At 29.9% G+C, this 22,808-nt stretch carries 34 protein-coding genes; 28 read left to right on the plus strand and 6 right to left on the minus strand.

Going from position 1 to position 22,808, the window contains the following annotated elements; all coding sequences use genetic code 11:
* Window positions 1–475 precede the first annotated feature (475 nt).
* Window positions 476–715 (minus strand): hypothetical protein, encoded by a 240-nt coding sequence (locus tag QPK35_RS01450; RefSeq protein WP_290033685.1) that lies wholly within the window; start codon window positions 713–715, stop codon window positions 476–478.
* 880 nt (window positions 716–1,595) lie between these two features.
* On the opposite strand from QPK35_RS01450, the gene QPK35_RS01455 reads away from it, so the two are divergent.
* Window positions 1,596–2,237 (plus strand): CPBP family intramembrane glutamic endopeptidase, encoded by a 642-nt coding sequence (locus QPK35_RS01455; protein WP_290033686.1) that lies wholly within the window; start codon window positions 1,596–1,598, stop codon window positions 2,235–2,237.
* A 326-nt stretch (window positions 2,238–2,563) separates the two neighbouring features.
* Here QPK35_RS01455 and QPK35_RS01460 read toward each other — a convergent pair whose 3' ends face one another.
* From QPK35_RS01460 to QPK35_RS01480, 5 genes are all read right to left on the minus strand, one after another.
* Window positions 2,564–3,652: a tyrosine-type recombinase/integrase gene (locus tag QPK35_RS01460; RefSeq protein WP_290033687.1), complete on the minus strand. Its 1,089-nt coding sequence runs from the start codon at window positions 3,650–3,652 to the stop codon at window positions 2,564–2,566.
* Between the two features lie 76 nt (window positions 3,653–3,728).
* Window positions 3,729–4,124, minus strand: a complete 396-nt coding sequence (locus QPK35_RS01465; RefSeq protein WP_290033688.1) for a transporter — start codon at window positions 4,122–4,124, stop codon at window positions 3,729–3,731.
* Between the two features lie 15 nt (window positions 4,125–4,139).
* Complete coding sequence (locus QPK35_RS01470) at window positions 4,140–4,691, minus strand: DUF4352 domain-containing protein (RefSeq protein ID WP_290033689.1); 552 nt, start codon at window positions 4,689–4,691, stop codon at window positions 4,140–4,142.
* 82 nt (window positions 4,692–4,773) lie between these two features.
* Window positions 4,774–5,166, minus strand: coding sequence for an ImmA/IrrE family metallo-endopeptidase (locus tag QPK35_RS01475; protein WP_290033690.1), 393 nt, complete (start codon window positions 5,164–5,166; stop codon window positions 4,774–4,776).
* A gap of 4 nt (window positions 5,167–5,170) precedes the next feature.
* A complete protein-coding gene (locus QPK35_RS01480) occupies window positions 5,171–5,506 on the minus strand; it encodes a helix-turn-helix domain-containing protein (RefSeq protein ID WP_290033691.1) in 336 nt (111 codons plus the stop codon).
* Between the two features lie 181 nt (window positions 5,507–5,687).
* On the opposite strand from QPK35_RS01480, the gene QPK35_RS01485 reads away from it, so the two are divergent.
* The 27 genes from QPK35_RS01485 to QPK35_RS01615 all read left to right on the plus strand — a co-directional run bounded on the left by QPK35_RS01485 (window position 5,688) and on the right by QPK35_RS01615 (window position 22,801).
* Window positions 5,688–5,894: a helix-turn-helix transcriptional regulator gene (locus QPK35_RS01485; protein WP_290033692.1), complete on the plus strand. Its 207-nt coding sequence runs from the start codon at window positions 5,688–5,690 to the stop codon at window positions 5,892–5,894.
* A 126-nt stretch (window positions 5,895–6,020) separates the two neighbouring features.
* Complete coding sequence (locus QPK35_RS01490) at window positions 6,021–6,764, plus strand: phage antirepressor (RefSeq protein WP_290033693.1); 744 nt, start codon at window positions 6,021–6,023, stop codon at window positions 6,762–6,764.
* Window positions 6,765–6,779: 15 nt separating this feature from the next.
* Entirely contained in the window at window positions 6,780–7,103 is a 324-nt protein-coding gene (locus QPK35_RS01495) for a DUF771 domain-containing protein (protein WP_290033694.1), read from the plus strand.
* A 44-nt stretch (window positions 7,104–7,147) separates the two neighbouring features.
* Window positions 7,148–7,339 carry a hypothetical protein gene (locus QPK35_RS01500; RefSeq protein ID WP_290033695.1) on the plus strand — a complete coding sequence of 64 codons (192 nt, stop codon included), beginning with the start codon at window positions 7,148–7,150 and terminating at the stop codon, window positions 7,337–7,339.
* 152 nt (window positions 7,340–7,491) lie between these two features.
* Entirely contained in the window at window positions 7,492–7,707 is a 216-nt protein-coding gene (locus tag QPK35_RS01505; protein ID WP_290033696.1) for a hypothetical protein, read from the plus strand.
* 2 nt (window positions 7,708–7,709) lie between these two features.
* Window positions 7,710–8,573, plus strand: coding sequence for a recombinase RecT (locus QPK35_RS01510; protein WP_290033697.1), 864 nt, complete (start codon window positions 7,710–7,712; stop codon window positions 8,571–8,573).
* The gene (locus tag QPK35_RS01515) at window positions 8,521–9,366 is read left to right on the plus strand and encodes a PD-(D/E)XK nuclease-like domain-containing protein (protein ID WP_290033698.1); all 846 of its coding nucleotides are present in this window, start codon (window positions 8,521–8,523) and stop codon (window positions 9,364–9,366) included. The genes QPK35_RS01510 and QPK35_RS01515 overlap by 53 nt, the downstream gene beginning before the upstream one ends.
* Before the next feature lie 11 nt (window positions 9,367–9,377).
* Window positions 9,378–9,860, plus strand: a complete 483-nt coding sequence (locus QPK35_RS01520) for a hypothetical protein (RefSeq protein WP_290033699.1) — start codon at window positions 9,378–9,380, stop codon at window positions 9,858–9,860.
* Window positions 9,860–10,552: a putative HNHc nuclease gene (locus QPK35_RS01525; RefSeq protein WP_290033700.1), complete on the plus strand. Its 693-nt coding sequence runs from the start codon at window positions 9,860–9,862 to the stop codon at window positions 10,550–10,552. Before QPK35_RS01520 ends, QPK35_RS01525 begins: the two co-directional genes overlap by 1 nt.
* Window positions 10,512–10,706 carry a helix-turn-helix transcriptional regulator gene (locus QPK35_RS01530; protein WP_290033701.1) on the plus strand — a complete coding sequence of 65 codons (195 nt, stop codon included), beginning with the start codon at window positions 10,512–10,514 and terminating at the stop codon, window positions 10,704–10,706. The genes QPK35_RS01525 and QPK35_RS01530 overlap by 41 nt, the downstream gene beginning before the upstream one ends.
* Before the next feature lie 3 nt (window positions 10,707–10,709).
* Complete coding sequence (locus QPK35_RS01535; protein WP_290033702.1) at window positions 10,710–11,201, plus strand: helix-turn-helix domain-containing protein; 492 nt, start codon at window positions 10,710–10,712, stop codon at window positions 11,199–11,201.
* On the plus strand, window positions 11,164–11,592 hold the full coding sequence (locus QPK35_RS01540; protein WP_290033703.1) for a DnaD domain protein: 429 nt from the start codon (window positions 11,164–11,166) through the stop codon (window positions 11,590–11,592). The genes QPK35_RS01535 and QPK35_RS01540 overlap by 38 nt, the downstream gene beginning before the upstream one ends.
* Complete coding sequence (locus QPK35_RS01545) at window positions 11,585–11,827, plus strand: hypothetical protein (protein ID WP_290033704.1); 243 nt, start codon at window positions 11,585–11,587, stop codon at window positions 11,825–11,827. Before QPK35_RS01540 ends, QPK35_RS01545 begins: the two co-directional genes overlap by 8 nt.
* A 522-nt stretch (window positions 11,828–12,349) precedes the next feature.
* A complete protein-coding gene (locus QPK35_RS01550; RefSeq protein WP_290033705.1) occupies window positions 12,350–12,607 on the plus strand; it encodes a hypothetical protein in 258 nt (85 codons plus the stop codon).
* A 3-nt stretch (window positions 12,608–12,610) separates the two neighbouring features.
* Window positions 12,611–12,847 (plus strand): hypothetical protein, encoded by a 237-nt coding sequence (locus QPK35_RS01555; protein ID WP_290033706.1) that lies wholly within the window; start codon window positions 12,611–12,613, stop codon window positions 12,845–12,847.
* A gap of 241 nt (window positions 12,848–13,088) precedes the next feature.
* Window positions 13,089–13,556, plus strand: coding sequence for an ArpU family phage packaging/lysis transcriptional regulator (locus tag QPK35_RS01560; protein WP_290033707.1), 468 nt, complete (start codon window positions 13,089–13,091; stop codon window positions 13,554–13,556).
* Between the two features lie 53 nt (window positions 13,557–13,609).
* Window positions 13,610–14,071 (plus strand): hypothetical protein, encoded by a 462-nt coding sequence (locus QPK35_RS01565; RefSeq protein WP_290033708.1) that lies wholly within the window; start codon window positions 13,610–13,612, stop codon window positions 14,069–14,071.
* A gap of 164 nt (window positions 14,072–14,235) precedes the next feature.
* Entirely contained in the window at window positions 14,236–14,520 is a 285-nt protein-coding gene (locus tag QPK35_RS01570) for a type II toxin-antitoxin system Phd/YefM family antitoxin (RefSeq protein ID WP_290033709.1), read from the plus strand.
* A gap of 9 nt (window positions 14,521–14,529) precedes the next feature.
* Complete coding sequence (locus QPK35_RS01575) at window positions 14,530–14,793, plus strand: Txe/YoeB family addiction module toxin (RefSeq protein ID WP_290033710.1); 264 nt, start codon at window positions 14,530–14,532, stop codon at window positions 14,791–14,793.
* 164 nt (window positions 14,794–14,957) lie between these two features.
* The gene (locus QPK35_RS01580) at window positions 14,958–15,545 is read left to right on the plus strand and encodes a hypothetical protein (protein ID WP_290033711.1); all 588 of its coding nucleotides are present in this window, start codon (window positions 14,958–14,960) and stop codon (window positions 15,543–15,545) included.
* A gap of 298 nt (window positions 15,546–15,843) precedes the next feature.
* Window positions 15,844–16,377 carry a terminase small subunit gene (locus tag QPK35_RS01585; protein ID WP_290033712.1) on the plus strand — a complete coding sequence of 178 codons (534 nt, stop codon included), beginning with the start codon at window positions 15,844–15,846 and terminating at the stop codon, window positions 16,375–16,377.
* Window positions 16,361–17,650 carry a PBSX family phage terminase large subunit gene (locus QPK35_RS01590; RefSeq protein ID WP_290033713.1) on the plus strand — a complete coding sequence of 430 codons (1,290 nt, stop codon included), beginning with the start codon at window positions 16,361–16,363 and terminating at the stop codon, window positions 17,648–17,650. Before QPK35_RS01585 ends, QPK35_RS01590 begins: the two co-directional genes overlap by 17 nt.
* Window positions 17,651–17,653: 3 nt before the next feature.
* Entirely contained in the window at window positions 17,654–19,303 is a 1,650-nt protein-coding gene (locus QPK35_RS01595) for a phage portal protein (protein ID WP_290033714.1), read from the plus strand.
* Complete coding sequence (locus tag QPK35_RS01600; protein WP_290033715.1) at window positions 19,300–20,799, plus strand: ADP-ribosyltransferase; 1,500 nt, start codon at window positions 19,300–19,302, stop codon at window positions 20,797–20,799. Before QPK35_RS01595 ends, QPK35_RS01600 begins: the two co-directional genes overlap by 4 nt.
* Window positions 20,792–20,998, plus strand: coding sequence for a hypothetical protein (locus QPK35_RS01605; protein WP_290033716.1), 207 nt, complete (start codon window positions 20,792–20,794; stop codon window positions 20,996–20,998). Before QPK35_RS01600 ends, QPK35_RS01605 begins: the two co-directional genes overlap by 8 nt.
* Window positions 20,999–21,084: 86 nt before the next feature.
* A complete protein-coding gene (locus QPK35_RS01610; protein WP_290033717.1) occupies window positions 21,085–21,726 on the plus strand; it encodes a DUF4355 domain-containing protein in 642 nt (213 codons plus the stop codon).
* A gap of 16 nt (window positions 21,727–21,742) precedes the next feature.
* Window positions 21,743–22,801 carry a major capsid protein gene (locus QPK35_RS01615; RefSeq protein WP_290033718.1) on the plus strand — a complete coding sequence of 353 codons (1,059 nt, stop codon included), beginning with the start codon at window positions 21,743–21,745 and terminating at the stop codon, window positions 22,799–22,801.
* Window positions 22,802–22,808 lie beyond the last annotated feature (7 nt).

Consider the following 22,808-nt stretch of genomic DNA (forward strand, 5'->3'; position numbering starts at 1 on the left):
TTTTACATTAGATAATATAATACATGAAATAATTAATAATATAAATGCAGGGAAAACAATAAAGGGAATGAACACAGATAATATATAGCCTAAATTCCCTATAATTCCAAGAATGCCACCACTCATTTTTCCATATTTATTTGATTTATAAATACAGATTGCGTTTAATATGATTCCAATAAAGTACATCATATAAGAAATGAAAATAGCAATTTCTACTAAATTTCCTGAACAATTATATCTGAGTGAGTAAAGAATGATAAAAAAAGATATAGCGAATAAAACACAATTAAGAATATTAGATGTTATAGTCCATGTATAAAATTTAAATTTCTTATCCATAATAACTCCTAAAATTTGCTTTTTATTTGATTCCAATCCTTATTGTAGTAATTCTCAAAAAGAATCATTATATTATTGTCCTTGTTGTTCAAGTTGGTGCTGCAACTGAATTTCACCAGATGTTTTTATATTATCAGGTGTAGATTGGTAGAGCTTCTAATTCTGACATGCCTTCATATTGCATTTTATAAGCAGCAGGAGATACTCCATACTTATTAACAAATTCGGTTAACGTTTGTGGCTCATCTTCTGTATCTTGTTTATTATTAGTTGATTGTTGTTGAACGCTGGATGATCGTGTAATAACAGATTGTGGATTATTTATTGCGACAGATGATGAAACCACTGAAGCAACGGAAGAATTATTACTCATGTGTGAACTGCTTGATTTTGAAGAACTAAAACTTTTTTTAAGCTAATACTTTTAATTTTTTCAGATTTAATTTTATTATGTACATTTTAACGCTTATTTTGATTACTACAACCAGCTAAAACCAAACCTAATAAAAAATATACTACAAACTAATATTAATTTTTTCATATTATTTTCTCCAAATATTATGTAATGCACTTACTTTCTTTTTTATTATTCTTTACGTAAAATTTTATTAATAAAACTAGAATCATTTAAAATAAAAGCAGTTGTTAGTATTAGTATAATAATAACAATTACATGTTGAATGTGGCATTAGCAAGAATAGTTCCAAGATCAATAAATCCAATACTATATATATGTCGTACGATTAAACTGATATAAGGTAAAATTAATAAAACTATTAAGTGAATAAGCAAGTATAGATAAATATTTATCTTTGTACGTATCAGAAACAAAGGTAGCTACTCCAATAATTGGAATAAGTAGTATTTGTAATACTCCAATCCAAAATTCCAGTCCAGAAATTTAAAATAGACCCCAAAAATGACATAGTATAACCTATTTTATAATTACTATATCATACATTAATATGAGCTATTGTATTAAAAAATTAACATTTACTAAAATATTTTTAATTAAATAAAAAATTATAGATATTAAATTGATTTGATTTTTATAAACATACTATTATATGTTTATAAAAAAGAAAATAATATGTACATTTCAAATCTGAATTTTCATTATTAAAAAAGTTCCTATATTATAATAGAAACTGATATTGTACAATATCAAAAAAGTTCTTATTGTGTTTTACAATAAGAACTTTTTTGATTATGATATTAATATATTTAAATGCTATGAGAGAAGAGAATGACATATGAAAAGAATAAATGGATTCACATGTCGTAGTTTATTTATTGTTATATTTATAATTGAACAAATAGGATTTAATCTTTTTATTTTAAAACATACATTAATAAGTTTAATTTTAATGGTGATATCCTTAATTGGAGCATTATTATTGCAATTATGGTATCAAAAAATAAGAAATCAAAAATTAGACTCACTTAAAAAGAATTTTAAATTTATTTTGATAGCATTAATTTGTTTAATGATAACAGTATTAATAATATCTGTAATTTTAAATATAGCACATGTTCCATTACCAGAAGATCAACAGGTAATAAAGAGTGTAGGAAATAATATTTTTAGAAAAATAGAAATTTTATTTTTTATCGTAATTGTAGCACCAGTTGTAGAAGAAGGTTTATTTCGCACAGGAATAATAGGAAAGTCAAATCATACTGTATTGTTAAGTCTGTTAAGTACATTTTTGATTATTTTAGGACATTTAGATGCTGTAAATGTTTCAGAAGTAACGCTAATTTTTTATTCAATACAATTTGGAATATTAGGATTGACTTTTTGTGTTTTATACTGCTGTACAAAAGATTGGCGAATAAATACTATAACACATATAATTTGGAATTTTATTAGTTTTTTAGATTTACTATTTTAATAATGTAAAACGAAGTTACTAACTAACGGCAAGATAATCTTAATTGATGTATCTTGCTTTTTTATTAATAAAAAAACATAAGCGTGCACAAAGTGTGTACAAAAAATTGAAAAACATACTAAAACATATGATTTATAAAATAATAAAACACCGTAAAATTAACGATTTACGGTGTTTAAATAAAAGATAATATCCATTTTTATGCCACTGGCAGGATTTAATAATGAATTTTTAAGAAAAATAATAAAGAATAAACGTTGATGTTAAGGCAAATGACCACATATCAAATTTATTAAAATTTAAAGTTGTTGCAATTTTTGTTGCAATTATAATTTATCTAAGACATTTTCAATATGATCATCAGATTTTGCCTTTAATTCATCAATTAAGTAAGCATATTTTTTCGATGTCGTGGTCATATCAGAGTGTCCTAATCTTTTACTGATAGAATATAAGTCAATTCCATAATACAACAATAACGCAACATGAGAGTGCCGTAAACTGTGAAAATGAAAGTTTGCTTTTGATATATCACATTGTTTCATAGCATATCTTAACTGTTTATTAACGCCGTTTGATGAAGGTATCTTATTTTGAAAGTTTTCGAAAACCATTTCTTTATTATTTTGTTTCAATTCCTTCAATTTGTTTAAAATAAGGTCATTAACTCTGATCGTTCTAACACTACTTTTGGTTTTTGTTGGTTTAAATCCGCTATCATAAATGTAGTCCCAGCTCTTGTCGATATTAATTGTATGCTTGTTAAAATCAATATCATTCCATGTTAAAGCACAGATTTCGCCTAATCGCATTCCAGTATATATGGCTGTTAAAATCATGTAATTAGCGGTATATTTTGGATTAAGATTATTTTCTAAGTAATGTACTAATTGTCTAATTTCATTTAATGATAGATATTCAACTTTAATCTCTTTATCTTTATTCACGACTAATTCAACATTTTGTGTAAAATCAGTATTAATTTTGTCATCAATAATAGCTGATTTAATGCAAGCTCTTATAATTGAATTAGTTTTTTTAACAGTATCTGGAGCGTGGGTACTACCAAATTTATTGATAAAGCGTTGATAATCACGTCTTTTAACTTTCGATAGCTTCTTGTTTCCAAATTCTTCTTTTATCAAACGTGCGACAATTTTATATCTTGCAATCGTCGCTTTAGAAAGGCGGGGCTTTTTATAAGTTTCAAACCAATCAACAAAATAATCATAGAATGATATATCGTCAATTACAGCCTTACCCATATACACATCATTCAAAAAAGAATTCGCCCATCGATTAGCTTCGACTTTCGTTTTAAAAATGGCTTTTGATTTTTGCTTTAGCTTTTCACCATCACGCCATGAAACACGAGCAAGCCATTTTCCATTTTTTTGTTTCTTAATATAAGCCATTTGTTTCCTTTCTAGAATATATGTTCGATTGATACGTTTAATAATAGCCCTCTTTTGAGGGCTATTATTTCTAATATTATTGTTGTGCAGCAGAATTGTTATTGTTGTTGGCGTTATTTTTAGCAGCATGTTGTTGGAATAAGAAAACACATGAGATAATTAGTAAAACAATTGCAGGAAAAGCAAGCATTGCTGTAAAACCAAAACAAACGCTACCAATAGTTCCTAAAATACCACCCGTCATTTTAATGCCGTGTTTGTGTGATTGAAAAATGCAAATTGCATTTAAAATAACACCAACCCAAGCCATTACATAAAAGAATGTTGCTGTACCGTCAGTTGCACCAGATGTTGCTCCGGCAGCGTCAGAAAACGCAGTTCCAAAAATAACAAACCATGAGATAGCAAATAAAACACAATTAATAATGTTGAAAATAGCTGTCCACGTATTAATTTTTAATTTCTTAGGCATATAAAAATCTCCTTATTATTGTTGATTTAAATTGAAATGTACTAATTTATTATCGTCTAATGAATTTGGTTGATATGTAAGTTGAATTTTTTGTCCGTTTTCGTCAACAGGAACTTGTCCGACCAAATCTTTTGTTAAAGAAGCATTTTTATCTAACGACCCTGAACCTAGATCATTAACACCATCTAAAGTAACTGTATCTGGGTCTTTGCTGTTTCCGTTAACATTAAATTTGAAATCAAGTTCGTTATAATCGATAGTCTTGTCACTGTCATTTGTGATTGTAACGTTAAGAATCATATATTTTTTTCCTTGGTCAGGTGTTTCAACATCATCACCGTTGCTATAACGGATATTATTAACCTTAACTTTAACTCCATTAACGTTTGCTTCTTCACCCACGTTAAACACTTTGGAATATACTTCATCTTTTTTTGAAGCACTTTCCTTTTGTTCAGTTTTAGCTTGGTTTGTGTTTTCAGAGGATTTATCTGATGAACTAGAACCGCACCCAGCAAGACTAATTGAGAGCAATAAGGCACTTGATAACATGATTACTTTTTTCATAAGTAACCCTCCTAAAATAACATTTTCCTAGCTTTTAGCGTCATCAAGGTTTGGACTTGAGATAACACTTACTTCCTTTTAATTAATGCAAATTATATTTTTTCTTTAAAACGTCCTTAACTAATGAGGCATCAATCGAATTGTTTATGGCAAAATTTTGATAATTGACATCAGATATTTCGACTCCTGTATTTGAAATATAATCATTAACAATTTTATTAACCATAAATTCGTTTGCTTCATGTTCCATTTTTAATCGCATAGCTTCTGTTTTTGAATAAAGATTAGCTTCATGTCGTTGCTTAGCGATATGACCAAGTTCATGTAGTAAAACATTTTTTTGTTGCTGTTCTGATAAATTGCTATTAATAACAATAATATTTAACAATTCAACACAATATCCTTTTTTATCAAGTAGTGGGCTGCATACTACTTTGACATTTAGTTCCTTAATAATTGCATTAATAGAATTCATAAAATCACTTCTTATTTTCCATATATCCTTTAATAATTCCCTCTATAACTTCTCTATCATTTTCTGTCATTGGTTTTCCGTCATAACTCATTACAGAATCTAAAGCCTCTTTTAATGTATAATCATTATTATTTTCTTTCTTTTTTTCGCTTCTACCGAGGAGATAGTCTGTTGATACATTAAAGTAATTAGCTAAAATATTTAGCGTATCTGCACCTGGAACGATTCTTTCTATCTCCCATGCTCCAATAGTCTGTTGTGATACATTTAATTTTTCAGCCAATTCACGTTGGCTCATTTTTTTCTCTTTTCTCAATTCTCTAATACGTGAACCTAACATGATGACACTTCTTTCTAAAATCTAAAATAACTCTTACTACAATTAATAGTATATTACTATTGATAATAGTTATCAGCATAAAAATGAGTTTTACTAATTAAAATAGAAAAATATCAAAAAAAATATTAACTTACTATTTTAAGTAGTATATTATAATAAGTGTAGAGAGGAGGAACGGTAAATGAAAACTAAATTAAAGGTTTTAAGAGCTAAAAAAAACTTAACTCAATCTCAATTAGCAAGTATTTTAGGAGTAAAGCAAAATGTTGTGTCTAAATGGGAAAGAGGTGACAGTGTTCCACGACCAGATATGATGCAACGTATCGAAGATTATTTTAAAGTGCCAAAAGAAGATATTTTTTTTACAGCTTTTAACTATTTAAAATAGTTAAAAGCTGTAAAAAGCAATTATTTACTATTTTAAATAGGCACAAATACGAAAATTTGATAAATTATATCAATTAGTAATTCATATTTATAAAGTATTGGGAATCAAATAGAAAGGAAATGCCAAATGAACGAATTACAAAATTTTAATTTTAACGGCTCACAAGTTAGAGCATTAACAATTGATAATGAACCTTGGTTTGTAGCCACAGATGCATGCAAGATTTTAGGATTAAAAAATACAACGGTTGCACTTCAAAGATTAGACAAAGATGAACGGTCTAAGTTGAACTTAGGTCGTCAAGGAAAAACCAATATTGTTAATGAATATGGACTTTATACATTGATTTTAGCTAGTCGAAAACCAGAAGCACATAAATTTAAACGTTGGATTACTCATGAGGTTCTTCCAGCAATTAATAAACATGGTGCTTATATGACGGATGCAAAGGCGGAAGCAATTGTAACTGATAAAAATGCACTAGCAGATTTATTACAACAAGCAAGCGACCAACTCAAAGAAAAAGATATTCAAATTGCAGAAATGAGACCGAAAGCATTATTTGCAGATGCAATCACAGAAAGTCATACATCAATCTTAGTTGGTGATCTTGCTAAGATTTTACGTCAAAACGGAATAGAAATTGGGGCAAGACGATTATTTAAATGGCTACGAGAAAATCATTATCTAATTTCACGAAAAGGTTCAGATTACAACTCACCAACACAACGAAGTATGGAAATGGGGTTGTTTGAAATCAAAGAGTCATCACACATCAACGGAAACGGTGTGAATGTGATTACAAAGACGCCTAAGGTTACTGGAAAAGGTCAGAAGTATTTTATGAACAAGTTTTTGGAGTCTGAATAGAAAAGGTAAATAAAAATGAAATTAATAAAGAATGTTCCTAAGATAATCAACCGTCCTAGATTAGTCGTGATAAATGTTGAACAGTTTGAAAAGCTAAAACACCACGATGAACAAGGTCAATGCTGGGGTTTAAAAGAATTCAAAGACAAATTGCAAATCAAGAAAAGCCTTGAATGGATTAGAGAAGACCTATTAAAGCCAAACAGAGAAGAAATTGAGGCTAAGAATGGGAAAGGTTGGTGCGTGTTTGGAGACGGAAAAGGTACTGCATACCGCATTCAACCAAGTGGTGCTCGAAAGTGGCTTGAAGATAATTTTAACAAAATTAATTGGGATTGAATTATAAAAATGAACGATATACCAATTAGAAAGGAAAAATGAAAATGTTAGGAAAAATTTCAGATGCAATGAGATATGTTGAAAGTTTTTTGTTTTTTGCAACTTTTATAGTTGGATTAATTTCTTCAAAAACAGTTGGAATGATTTGGTTATCGCTTCTAGTCATCCTTTTAGTTCATTGGATAATTGATAAGGATTATGCAGAAGAATGGGTTAGATATATTTTTGGAAAATAAAAAAGTCGGCATAGTGCCGACAGAAAGGTATCTAAAATTGAGAAATATTTAAAATACTAACTACTGTTATTTTAACATTACTAATAATAGTTAGTCTAGTGATTATCAATGATTTAGATTCCATAAGTTTATTGAGAAAGAAGAATAAAACGATGAATACAGAAATCAAGAATTTATGTAGTGAATATAATTCAGATACTCATGTAACTATTTACAAATGGTTATCAGAAAAAGAAATGAAGGCATTGGAAACATACGATTATATTTTTGTAAAAGTTGCTCATATTTTTAATAAACAAAAATTGGAAAAAGCAATCAAACAAGCAAATGAATTTGAAGAACAAAAAATAATTAAAGGAGAGATTTAACTATGACATATTCATTAAAACAACTTACACAGTCAAAAACAGTAATTAACAAATTTAGCAAAGTAATTGGTAAAAGAGCTCCACAATTTTTAAGTTCAGTATTAAATTTAGCAAACAGTAATAATAATTTTGACAAAGTTGATCCTAATACAATTATGGGAGCAGCAATGGTTGCAGCTACTTTAGATTTACCAGTAAACCCTAATCTTGGATATATGTACATTATTCCTTATGGAAATAATGCACAAGCTCAAATTGGATATAAAGGCTATATTCAATTAGCACAAAGAAGTGGTTTATATAAGCATTTGAATGCTGTTTCAATCTATGCTGATGAATTTAAAAGCTATAATCCATTAACTGAGGAATTAGACTATGAACCACATTTTAAAAACCGTGATAAAAGTGAAGTTCCAGTTGGTTATGTTGGATATTTTGAATTAATGAATGGTTTTTCAAAAACAGTTTATTGGACTAGGGAACAAATTGATGATCATCGGAAAAGATTTTCAAAAGTGAGTGGAGAAGACCAACCAACAGGAGTTTGGAAAGATAATTTTGATGCAATGGCTTTAAAGACGGTTATTCGTAATTTACTTTCTAAATGGGGTCCATTAAGTACCGAAATGCAAACAGCATATGAAAATGATGAAACAACAACGAAACTTGAAAATGACGAAAATAATCGTAAAGATGTAACGCCTAAAGCTAAAGAAAAGGAAAAACAAGCTCAAGAATTATTAGACCAAGCATTGAATGGAAAAAAACAAAATGAAGATCCTAAACAAAAATCAAAAGAGGAGGCTGTAAATAATGAACAAGGAGAATTACTCGACCATTGGGGAGATCCAACTGACGCAAAGTAATTACTATACGCATGAAACAGATAAACAATACATGTCAGTTTCATTATTCAAAGACTTTCTTAAATGTGAAGCCTGTGCATTAGCAAAATTGAATGATGAGTGGCAACCAAAAGAAGATAAAACCGCTTTGTTAGTTGGAAACTATATTCACTCATATTTTGAGAGTGAAGAAAGTCATCAAAAATTTATTGATGAAAATAAAGGCACTATGATGTCAAGCAGAGGAGCATCCAAAGGCAAACTTAAAGCTCCATATAAAATCGCTGATGAAATGATTGAATCGTTGGAAAATGAAAAATTATTTGAATCATTTTATAAACCAGGCGAAAAAGAAGTTATCGTAACTGGAAAAATTGGTGGTTATCCGTGGAAAGGAAAAATTGATAGTTTGCGAAAAGTACAAGGCTTTTTCTGTGATTTAAAAACAACGCGTGATATTCATCAAAAAATTTGGAATGAAGATACACGACAAAAAGAAAATTTCATTAAAGCATACGGTTATTATTACCAAATGGCTGTATATACTGAATTAATCAGACAAACGTTCAATATTGATTGTCAACCATTTATCTTTGCGGTATCAAAGCAAACTCCGCCAGATAAAGTGGCAATCCAATTTAATTCAGATAAAGCTAGAGAATTAATGGATGAGGCGATGCAAAATATCATTGAAAAACAACCACACATTTGGAATGTAATCAAAGGTCAAGAAAAGCCTGAACGATGTGAGCAATGCGAATATTGCAGAGCAACAAAGCATCTGATGGAATTAGTACAAGCTGATGAAATATAGGAGGAATTGAAATGAATAAAGAAAAGATTGTAGAAGAATTAAACAAATGGGCAGCGGAAGAACTTGGCATGCAATATAAATGTGTTTCCGATACAGGCGATTTAAGTCTAGCTTTGTATAGAAATGCTAAGCTTTATCGTTATGTAACTTGGTTTAAAGATTTTAGATCGGATAAATTTTATTTTGACGGTGGAGGTTTAGATTCAAAAATTAACATTCAGTTAACCGAAGATGATGTTATTCGAAAGTTTTATAACAAAGGCGTTGAATTGCTATCAAAGAACGAACCAAGATACACGATTCAAATCATCGAAAATAATGAGTATTCATATTTAAACATAAATAGAAAAAACAGAAACATTATTTTTGATGATAGACAATACCCTGAACAGTATAAAACCGAATTTACCCAATTAGAAATCGAAGTGCTAAAAAACCGTGATGATTTGGCTATTGACTGGGACAAAGCAGTTATCAAAGAAGTTAATGATTAATGTATGGAAAGCTCGAAAAAATTCAAGGTAATCAAATTTTGATAACACTTGATGAAAAGATCGATATGTATAAAGTTCAAAGATTGTCAGATGGAAAAAAGCCAACCGTAGAAGTCGATATTTCAGACGAACGAAGAATTACACCAGACCAAAGGAAAAAGATTTATGCGTTGATTAATGACCTTTGTGAGTATACAGGAGATGTTCCTGAATACTGGAAAGAAAAATTTAAGTTTATGGTTGAGACAATTTTTGAAATAGATGATTTCAGTTTGAGCAATTGTTCGATGACAGTTGGTAATTACATGATTTTAGTGATTTTAGAATTTCTGTTTCAACATGATATTCCATTTAAAACTAAGGTTTGGGATAGCATACCTGATGATTTTCCCAAACAAGCACTAGCATTAAAACAAAAACGATGTGTTATTTGTGGACGAAAAGCTGATATAGATCACTTTGATACTGTGGGAATGGGAAGAAATCGAGAAAAAATAGTTCATGTTGGAATGCATATTATGACGCTATGCAGAGTCCACCACAATGAAAGACATAAGATAGGTGTTTTGGATTTTATACAAAAGTACCACTTAAAACCAATTAAAGTAACACCAGAAATTGCTAAAAAGTATAGATTGGGAGTGATAAAAGATGATTCTAAACAGATTGCAAGAAATAAGAGAACGAAATGATCTTACAGAAAAGGAAGTCGCTAAGAAAATATATGTTAGTCCACAATCATATAGTGGTTATGAAAAACAATATAGGACACCATCATTAGAAACATGTTTCTTATTAGCAAAATTATTTAATTGTAAAATTGAAGATTTGTTTTGGGAGATGTAGGTAATGAGTAATTTTATTAAAGATTTTTATACTGTAACATCTCAAAAGTTAGCTCAAGATGAGAGACTTAGTTGGAAAGCGAGAGGAATATTTTTGTATCTCTCTTCTATGAGTGAAGGATGGAATTTTTATGTAGATGAAATAGCAAATCATTCTCCAGGTGGAGTTAAAGAATTGAGAACTGGGTTAAAAGAACTTGAACAATATGGGTATTTAAAACGAATTCAAGAACATTCAAATAATGGAAGTTTTTCAAAATATAAGTGGTTGTTATGTGGCAATCCGCACCGTCCTGCCCAAAATGGCGATGACGCCAAAATAGGTCGGACCTCAAAAAGCGATGACGCTCAAACAGGTCGGACCTTAAATGGCACACTAATAAATAACAATAACAATAAAGAACAATTAATAATAAAAAACAATAGTAATAAGTTAGGTTGTTATGTTACTGACTTCTATGAAAAAAAATATTGGTTTCTTAGCACCAACACTTAGAGAAGATATTGAATATGAAATTGAAGAATGGAATCAAATTAATCCTGAGGAATCAGAAAAAATAATTGTTGAAGCACTAAAAAATGCAATAGGTGCACAAGCATCAAATAAATGGAAATATGCAAGATCGGTTCTAAATTCATGGAAAGAGAAAAATATCAAATCATTATCAGATATAGAAGCAGATGATATTGAGCATCGAAAAAAGATGGAACTTAAATATGGAAAAAAGAAAAGCTATATGAGAAAGCCAAGAGAAGAAAAGATGCCATATTGGTTTGATGATAAAAATAATAATCAAGTTGAAAAAGATCAAGAGAGTAAAAAAGAAACTAGAGCTGAAATAAATAAGCTAATGGAAAAAATAAATGGAGATGATAACAATGGATAAACTTGATATTTCAATGATAGATATAGAAAACGCTAAAGCAAATGATGATAAGTATGGCTTGGTTTGTGAACTGTTTTCAATGGCAGAAGCATGCGTTGGTCAAGCGTGTGAAATAGTTAAGAGTGAAATAACTAAAAAGAATACAAAAATGGAGTTTAAGGAAATGGCAAAAGATTTGAAGAAGTTGCTTAAAGAAACTGGAGATTTTGCAACCGATCATATATTATATTACTAATCTAGTACGGTTAAGGCGGTTCAACTCCGCCACTAGATTTTGCCAGACTGCCAACTGGCTTTACTATTAACAAATTATTTCTCCTTAGAATGTTTAATTGGTAAATATAATAGCACGGTTAAAATTTGGCAGAGTCTAGACAGAGTGTTTAATCAGCGTGCAAGTCGCTGACTAGGCTTTAGGTTTAGGCACCTCTCTCAATCTTTCGTGTGGTTTGGAAACGGCAAATTTAATACAGGAAGAAGGAAACGCCTTTATTTATTATGTATATCACTATTTAACACACACGATCACCAAAATATTTATCCATTACTTCAATATTTAATTTTCAACTATCCAATTTTCAAAGGTTGGATAGTCATAGCTCCCTTAATGGACTTAGAGAGCAGGTATTACAACAACCTTGATTAGATGTTTACGGTAAGTTATGGGATGTACGACCGACATTCATACAGGCTTGATGATTTTCGCAGGTCATCAAGTCATAGCAGCTGCGAAAAATAAATTGAAAGAAGAAAAATAATGAAAAGTAAAAAGACAACAATCAGAATTGATGATACTTATCGAGTTGAAGTTGACAGTTATAATTACACATTAATTAAACATGTCCCTGAAACTAAAATACATGATGTTATGATTGGATACTATCCAAGTTTACACCACGCTTTAGTTGGTTTAAAAAGACAAAAATTAGCAACGGAATTAACCGAATTAACGATTGATGAATATATTGATAAATTACGTAAGTTAGAAGATTGGGTATCAATAAAGGAGAAGTGAAAAATGGGTAAATTATCAAGTGTTTTACAAAAGGCATTTAAAAGTAATGATATTAAAATTAAAACAATTTTGGGAGATTCAAAACCTATTCAAATTGAAATAACTGGTTGTGATGGAAAATTAAAAATAGTTGCACATAAAAGTGATGATGGAGTATCTACACCAGTCTTAACAATGCCACCAATTAAATTAACAGATTTTAGTGAAGTTGCAGATGCAATACAAGAATATTTCAAATGAGGGGAAGATTATATGGAAGAAATTAAATTTTATAAATATAAGAATACTTATCGCATATTAAGAAATAATGAATGGAAAAGAGTTTCTAAAGAGTATTGGGAAGAACAGTATGGAGCTAATTAATTTTGCATTTTGTGTGCCTGTGTTAATGATTTTAATTATCATTGCAAAAAAATAAACGCCACAAAGGCGCTTCCTAAAATCAAATGCATAAATATTATAACATAAGGAAGTGCATAGCGTGGATGGAGCAAAATTAACAGCATTATTTGAATATGATGATGAACAAACTGCTAAAAACGTAAATAATTTTTTTAAGGCTTTTAAGAGAATTAGTCGAATGGCTGGGGAAGATCCATCGGCGCTCAAATCTCCAGTTATTACAGATACGCCTGTTAGTCATGATGGTGGAAACCATAATGAAGATAAATTAGTAGAACATATAAATGCAACAGATTTAGCACCGAAGATTATGAGTGATGTCAGATTTGCATTAAATCATATTTCTCAACGTTCAAAAATGATTATTCTGGGTGTATATGTAGATGAATTATCACAAGTAATAATGGCAGAAAAATTACAATGCTGTAAAAGCTCATATAAAATTTATAAGAAAGTAGCATTGAATGAGTTTGCAGATTCTCTTAGTTCTAAGAAAACAATATTACAATTAGATTTGCATAAAGAAAATGGAAAGGAACTAGTCTAAAATTAGTTCCTTTTTTATAATATAATTAATTTTTATTTTAGGAGTGGTATAAATTGAAGTGGTGGGATTGGAATTTTGTATTTAATTTCATATCTATGTTAGCATCTATTGGGACTGCTGGTACTTTTATAATTTTGCTTAAAAAGCGAAGATCTAAAAGAAAAGAGAATGAAAGGAAAAGAGCAAATGCTTTGAGAGACTTGAAAAAATGTGACAATAACTTAGATGGTGTACTAAATTTATTAGCAAATAAAAATAAATTTGAAATGTTCAAAGGAAAATGTACAATATCTAAGGAAGAAATAGATAACCTTTTATCTGAATTAGCAATAGTTGCAGGATATAAAGTTATTGATGATGAAATTCGCAGTGCTTTGTATCAATATATAAATAAGGTTCATGTTATTTATCTTTCTGTTAATAATAACATGTTAACAGAACGTCAAAGTTTAGAAATTGATCATAATTTACATGAAATTAAAGAATACATAAATTTAGCGATTAATAATTTATAAAAGTAATTAATTTATTAAAAATAGATCTCCATAAGAATGATAAAGAATTAGTATTTTGCTAGTTTTTTCGTTTTGTACAAAATAAGATACAAAAATATGTACAAAATCATAAAAAGGATATATAATTAATTATGTCATGAAGATCAAAGGAGTAATTTTTGAAAATGGAAAATGTAATTGCAACAAGTTCAAACGAATTTCGTAAGAACTTTAAAAAATATTCAGACGATGTTGTTGATTACCAAGATGCCGTAATTGTAACTCGTCCTAAAAATAGAAACGTAGTCGTTATTTCAGAAGATGAATACAATTCTTTACGAGAAACAGCATATTTATTAGAAAATAAAGAAAATCGTGAATTTTTACGTGAATCAATGAGCCAACTTAAAGAAGGTGATGTTAAGGTATTAACTCCTGATGATTGGGAGAATTTAAAGAATGAGGAATAAGAATGACATATGAAATTAAATGTGGAATTTACCGCTAATGCTTGGGGACAAATGTCTGAAATTATTCAAACAGATAAGAGAATGATGAAACAAGTCATTAAATTAATTGATGATACTATGAGAAATCCTTTTAGCGGGTTAGGGAAGCCTGAGCCATTAAGAATGGATTTACAAGGTTTCTGGTCAAAACGAGTTGATAAGAAAAATAGAATGGTATATCGAGTAACAGATAAATCAATTCAAATTATCGTACTTAAAGGTCATTATAAATAAAAAACTATTCTGCAAGATTTGAATTAAATTTAAGTGTTGAGTTGATAGATTAATTGCAGTCTATTAACTCTTTTTTTACTTTTCGGATAACTTGATAAAGTAATTTAGAGATTAAAAATATATTTCTTGGTAATTGAATTATTTTTGTAAGAAAGGTTGTTTATATGAGTATATTAAAAAATTTAGTAAGTTGGTTAGGAGCTGGTTTTATAACCAGTATCATTACATGTTGGCTTACAGCATATTTTAATGAGAAAAATTCATTAAAAAAATGTAGACCATATTTAAAGGTTGAAAAGTTAAATAATATGTTTCATGCTGCTCAACCGAATCCTGGGAAATTAGTAGTAAATAATTTATCTAAATTTGATGCTTATAATGTTGAAATTATTTTTGAAGTACATACAGAAATAGCTTCAACTGTAAATCAGAGCTATAATGGGAAGCAGAACTACTCAATAATAAAAAGTGATAATTCAATAGAATTGAATGTATTTGATAAAATTAATTCTATAGTTAATAATAAATTTAAAGAATTATCAAAGGAAAAGCAACAAATGGCCTATTATGGAAATGGTTACATTGTTGACAGAGTAGAGATACATATGGATAGTCAAGAATTTGAACGGCTAATATATATATTTACATCGGATAAAAATAATAATTTAATTTGGAAGAATAAAGAAAAATATAGACCTAAAGGCTCTAAACCAAGAAGAGTAGTTAAGTGGTTTAGTAATATGGTTAGTTAAAAATTGACTAAAAATAACCTAAAAATAACCAAAAATTGCCTACATCCTGACTAGGTAAGGGTTTATTATGATATTGTTGAAAGATAAGCGATAGCAAATGATTATTGCTTTTATTGTATTGAGATGACCAAACTGATATAATCAACTCAATTATTCCATTAGCCATTGTAATTCGATTGTAGTCAGCTTATAGATCTAAAAGATAAACAATTACGGACATTAAATTAAAAATATGGAGTAATAAGAAGAGATAGCACAACGCTGTCTCTTTTTTATTTAAGGAGGTGAGTAGAATGTCATGAAGTTGACGCATAAGCAACAGATGTTTGCTGATGAGTATTTGAAAAGTGGAAATGCAACAGATGCATATATAAAAGCTGGCTATAAAGTAAAAAATTCATCTGCTAGATCGAATGCATCAAGAATGCTAACAAATGCTAACATTAAATCTTATATTGATAAGAAACTTGCTGAAATTGAGTCACATAAGATTGCAGATGCTAAAGAAATCATGGAATTCTACTCATCTGTTTTACGTGGTGAGGCGAAAGAAACAGTTGTTATTTCTACTCCATTTGGTATGAAAAAGACCGAAAAAGAACCAGATATAAAAACAAGGTTGTCAGCAGGAAAAGAATTAATGAAACGTTATCCTGCTGATGATCCATTAACAAAACAACAATTACGCAAATTAAATGCTGATGCAGAATTATTAGAAATGAAAGTAGATGCTTTAAAGGGTGGTAAAGATGCTATTACTCAAATTATATTTAGTGATGATATGAAACCTGATGAAGATGAGGAGCGTGAAAACAATGGAAATGAAGCTTAGTCTTCAAGAAATGGTAGGCAAAGGATATTATGATTATTGGCATGATAAACATTTCTATCGTGTAGTTAAGGGTTCTCGTGCTTCTAAGAAATCTAAAACGACAGCATTAAATTTCATATATCGCATTATGAAATATCCATGGGCTAATTTGCTCGTTGTAAGGCGTTATTCAAACACTAATAGACAGTCTACCTATTCGGATTTATGTTGGGCAATTTCTCATTTTAAGGTTGAAAATTTATTTAAATGTAATCCTTCATTGCCTGAAATAACATATATTCCGACTGGTCAAAAAATATTATTTCGTGGATTGGATAAGGCATTGAAATTAACCTCAATTACTGTTCCCAAAGGTATTTTGTCATTTGTGTGGCTGGAGGAAGCTTTTGAACTTGAAGATCCTGATAAATTTGAAACATTGGTAGAATCGATTCGTGGTAAAATTGATGATCCAAATGCTTTTAAACAGATTACAGTAACTTTTAATCCATGGGCAGAAAATTGGTTAAAAAAGTATTTTTTTGATGAAGATACTAGAAAATCAGATACTTTTGCAATTACTACGACATTTCGAATTAATGAGTTTCTCAGTAAAAAAGATAAACAACGTTATTTAGATTTATATAAGACAAATCCAAGACGTGCTAAAGTAGCATGTGATGGCGATTGGGGAGTTACTGAAGGATTAGTTTTTGAAAATAATATAGAACAAGTAGAATTTAATGTTCAAAAACAATTAAATGAGGCTGATGCAATTTCATTTGGTCTTGATTATGGTTTTGGTAAAGATCCAACGGCTTTTATTGCTGCGGCAATTGATAGGACTGATAAGATTATTTGGGTTTACGATGAAATGTATGCTTATCATCAAACAACACCTCAAACAGGAGAATGGCTATTATCTCATGGATATAAAAATGCTCATATTTTAGCTGATAGTGCTAACCCAGAACGAACACAACAATTAGTTGATATGGGAATTATAAATGCACAAAGCGTTTCAAAAACCCCAATTGAAGTTGGAATTGATCAATTGTGGCAATATCAAATTAAAGTACATCCAAAGTGTAAAAATCTTTGGCGTGAATTAAATTCTTATGTATTCGAAACAAATGCTATGGGAGAAACCATGAATAGACCTAAAGATGCAAATAATCACGGATGTGACGCATTAAGGTATCTAATTCGTCCATTTATGGAAGACTATAACAATAAGTTAGGTGTTAAATGGAATGAACAATATCAAATTGGAAAGGAAATGGGGGTGAATTAGTGAATGCAAATTGAAAATAAAAATCGTTTTTATGAAGAAGCCAATCAAGTCTATACTATGCCTGCTGATTATTTTTCCCTTATTAAAAATGATCCACAAAGATTATTTGAAGTAGCTTTTAAGTTTATGCAGCACCATTTTAATAATGAAGTTCCAAGACTTAAAGCATTGAAACGATATTACTTGGCCGAAAATGATATTAAAAATAAGCCTAAATCAACAGCAATAAATCATTCAACTAATAGGATAGCCAGTGCGTTTGCTAGATATATTACTAACATTCGTGTTGGTTATTTTTTAGGCAATGATATTCAATTTAAGGTTAATTCTGATGATGCAGAATCACTAAGTGAAGATTTAGAAAATGTAGTTAATGAATTTAATAGAAGAGTTGACGAACCTTATATTGAAGAATTATTAAAAAAAGATTTATCAATCATGGGAAGAGCCTATGATTTGGTATATATCGATAAAGGTACAAATAATATTAATTTAGCAAATGTTGACCCAATGACTTGTTTTGTAGTTTATGATGATGAAATTAAACCACAGCCATTAATGGGAGTTAGATATTATCAAATTGGTATTTTAAATCAAGATTTAAATACTATATATGAAATTTACACTGATAATATGATTTATCGTTATCATACGGAAGGTGGAATTCCTGGAAATAATTCACCAACTTCAGAAGCAATTTTAGATAGTAATGAACCAATTTTCTTTGGAAGAGTGCCATTAACTGAATATATTAATAATGATGAGCGGACTGGAGATTGGGAAGCAGAATTAGATCAAATTGATGCTTTAGATAAGTCGATTTCAATGATGGCTGATTTTCAAGATGATTTTGATAATGCGAATATTATTTTAACAGGAAAATTTGCTAACATGACTAAACCTGTCTATATGAAAGACGATAAAGGTAATGTTATAAAAGGCAAAGATGGGCAACCAATAGTTCTTGAATCACCACATCCAGATGTAGGGCCACATAATCATATGTGGTATTTAGAACCATATCAAATGAATACTGGTATAGGTCAACCTAAACAAATTATTCAACCAAAAGCAGAATATCTGACTAAGCAATATGATTCAACAGGATGGAAAACATATACTGATTTCTTAATTAATGAAATCCACAAGTATACTAATACCCCAAATGTTAATGATCCTAATTTCGCTAGCAATGCTTCTGGTGTAGCAATGAGCTATAAGCTATGGGGTTCAGATCAAGAACGTAAAACGCAAGAAGCATTGTTTGAAAAAGGATTAAATAATCGTTATTTAGCTTGCATTACTTATTGGAAAAATCTAAATAAAATACAAGATGAAAAAGAGCCTGCTGATTTAGTTTCTATGCTATCTTATACATTTACACCTAATTTACCAAAGAATGATGCAGAAACAGCGTCACTGGTTCAAACGCTAAATAATACAGGTGTATTAAGTAAAGAAACATTAAGAGAATTGATTCAACCAATTACTGATGTAACTGCTGATACTGAACAACAACGAGTAGATGAAGAACAAAAAGCAGCAATGAATAAAAATGTTGGATATAATCAAGGTTCTTTTGGAACTGGTAACGTATTTAAAGATGGCCAACCAACGATTGTTGAGGATAATGACGAAGATGATAAATCATGATTGATTACGATAAATTAATTAGTGATTTAGATAAGGTATTTAATGCTAATAGTCCTGGTATTCAAGAGCTAGATAATTTAATTAAAAAATATGCTAAGAATCAGCAAATGAATATTGATTATTTTATCAATAATAATCTTGAGTGGAATGCCACAGCTAGCTCTGAAGATGTAAAAATCGTGTTATCTGAATTAGAAGAATTGAAAAAACAAGTAGTGCAAGAGGATGCAGGAGATATGGCCGGCTTATCTGCATTATGTGGGATAATTTTAAATAATTTACCATACCAAACAAATGCTGATGTATGTAAATTAAAAGCTAGAATCGATAATGTAAAATTAGGAATTGAAACTAATAAGAAATTAATTAGTGAGCAAAAATTAATTGAAAATAAAACAACTGGAGTAATAAAAAAAGATATTTCACCAACTGATGAATTAGTACAAAGAATTGCCAGTTACCAAGGAAATGGAAGTTATAATACAATTTCTAGGCAAAGAGCATTATTGAGAGTGGCTTATCAAAATGCTACTGCTGAAACGCCACTTAATTTAATTTTTAAATATGTTCAAACATTGTCAATGGATTTAGATAATATCATTGATTATGCGGTCAAAAATCATGTTAATTTGAACAATTTAACTACTCAATATAAAGATGTTCTCAAAGCAGGACAATTAAATAATTTAGCACAGGGAAAATGGAAAACAGAAGTTGCCAAAGATTATATGACGACTGCAGCAAACCTTAAACGGATATTTGTTACTGAATGTAAAGCAAGAGAAAGCCAAGTAGCTTTAAAAGAATATCAGCTTCAGGGATATTCTAAAGTTAAAATTATAACTCGTCATAGTAAATATGTTTGTAAATATTGTGCACAGATGGATGGAACAAAAGTTGATATCAAAGATGCTAAGCAAGGCATTAACATTCCGCCGTTTCATCCTAATTGTTTTTGTCATGTTGAACCAGTGGAACTAAATTATGATGATATTTTGAATAAACTTGATAAAGAAAAACCAACTACTCCAGTCTTAACACCTGGTGAAGAAAGTGCATTGAATCAATACATTAGTTCAGATAGTTATAAGATTAATGCCAAACTACGTGAAGGTATCCATCTAGATAGAAATGATTTGAAATTAATCAAAAATCTAGATAGTGCATTAGAAAAGTTTCCTAAATATACTAGCAATAAGCCATTGCAAAGATCATATTTCTTTCATGATCATGAAACACAAAATAAATTCTTGAGAAAAATTATTAAGAATGATGAGGTTTTAGAGAAGGGTTATTTATCAACAAGTAAAAGTGACTATGGAGAAGGACAAGAACAAGTAAATATGGTCATTAGAAACAGTCATAGCGGAGTAAATATTAGTTCTATAAATAGGGCAGAACAGGAAGTTATTTTCCCAAGAAACACTAAGTTTATTTTAGATGATGTTCATGCAAAAGATGGTATAATCATCGTTGAGGTGAGTGAAGATGACTAAAAAGCCTTTTTCTGATAGAAGATGGTGGGGTACAGCTGATGAACTAACTTTCATTCATAAACGAAAAAAAACTTTAATGAGTGATGAAGAACTAGATGCGATGCTTAAAGAAGTGAAAGAATATCGTATAAAACATGGATTATCACTTTATGGTAAACCTGATTATGTAGAGGAAGAAAATAATAATCGACCTAAGTAAGTCGTTAAACTGCTTATTTTTTATGCTCAAAAACTCGACGGAGGATAAACGGAATTAGTCGATGGACGTTAAACAGGAGGTTCGTAATGGACGATAAAGAACAACAAAATACTCAAACTGAAAATGAAGGTAATGAAGATATTCAATTTACGGAAGAACAACAAAATAAAATCAATGAGTTGATTGCTTCACGAATTGCCAAAGAACGAGCAAAAGAACAAAGTAAAATCGATGAAATGAATGCTCAACATGAAAAAGAAATGCAAGAAGCCGTAGATAAAGCTGAAAAGCGTGCAAAGATGTCAGCTGAAGAACGTGCAGAAGCTGAACGTAAAGAACGTGATGAGCAAATGAAGCAAAAACTTGCTGATTTAGAATCTGAAAAACGTGAACTTAAAACCAAGTCTTTGTTACTAGATAAGGGAATGTCATCAGATTTATTGCCATTAGTCATGGGTAATAATGATGATGAAACCGAACAAAGAATGAATGTACTTGAACAATATGTAAAAGGTCGTATTGAACAAGCTACTAAGGAATTAATGCAAGGTCGCCAAACACCAACAAATGGTAATACAACTAGAGATATAACATATAGTTCTAATCCATGGGATAAAGGAAGTTGGAATATGACTAAGCAAAACGAAATTGTACAAAATGATCCTGAAAAAGCTAAGCAAATGATTGCACAAGCTAAACCAGAAGGATACTATATCAAACCATTATAGAAAGAGGTAATTTTTTATGGCAGTAGATTTTACAAATGCAACACATTTAGCAGATATGCAAATCCCAGAAAATTGGGCACAATATATTATTGAACGTTCAACAACTACAAATGCTTTCTTTAAGTCAGGTGTAGTTGCTGATAACACGCCAGCATTTCATGACTTATCAAATGCCGGTACAACAATTAACATCCCAGCATTTAAGCCATTAGATGTATCTGATCCACAAATTCCTGATGATAATTCAGATATGCTAGTTCATAAAATTTCAACAGATAAATTCCAAGCACGTAAATTAGGATTTGACCAAGCATGGAGTGCAACAGATTTATCTCGTGAATTGTCTGGTACAGATCCACTAGGAGCTATTGGAAATTCAATTGCTGATTACTGGTCAACAATTTATCAAAAGATTATGTTATCTGAATTAACAGGAATGTTTGCCGCAACATCAATGAAAGACGTTAACCAATTAGACGTTACAAGTGATAAGACAGATAGCACATTTTCATTGAAGAACTTTAACAAAGCACGTTTCTTATTAGGAGACCATTATAAAGATTTAGCATTAGTAGTTATGCACTCTGATATCTTACGTCAATTACAAGATGCAAATATTGTAGATCCTAAGACAGGTTCAAATACATTCGTAATTAATGGTAATGCAGGCGTACCATCAGCAGTTACAGCACCAGACGTTGGCGATAAGATTAAAGGAGTTGAAATTATTGTTGATGACTCATTAACAAAGGATGAAAGTGGAAAATACAACTCATACTTATTTGCTAAAGGTGCGATTTCTTATGTTGAATTACCAGTTGAAAATGCTGTCGAAACAGGTCGTGATGGTTTACGTAATCATGGTATTGATTATATTATTAATCGCCGTAGATTAGTAATGGCTCCACAAGGTATGTCATGGAACGATACAGCATTTGGAACTGATAAAGAATTTCCAACATTAGATGATTTAAAGAATGGTAACAACTGGGTTAAGAAATTTGATAACAAATTAATTCCAATTGTTAAATTTACCACATCAGATCAACCAATTGTTGCTGCTGCATCAAAATAACATAACA

The sequence above is a fragment of the Ligilactobacillus cholophilus genome (assembly GCF_030389495.1).
GTDB classification, from domain to species: Bacteria; Bacillota; Bacilli; order Lactobacillales; family Lactobacillaceae; genus Ligilactobacillus; species Ligilactobacillus cholophilus.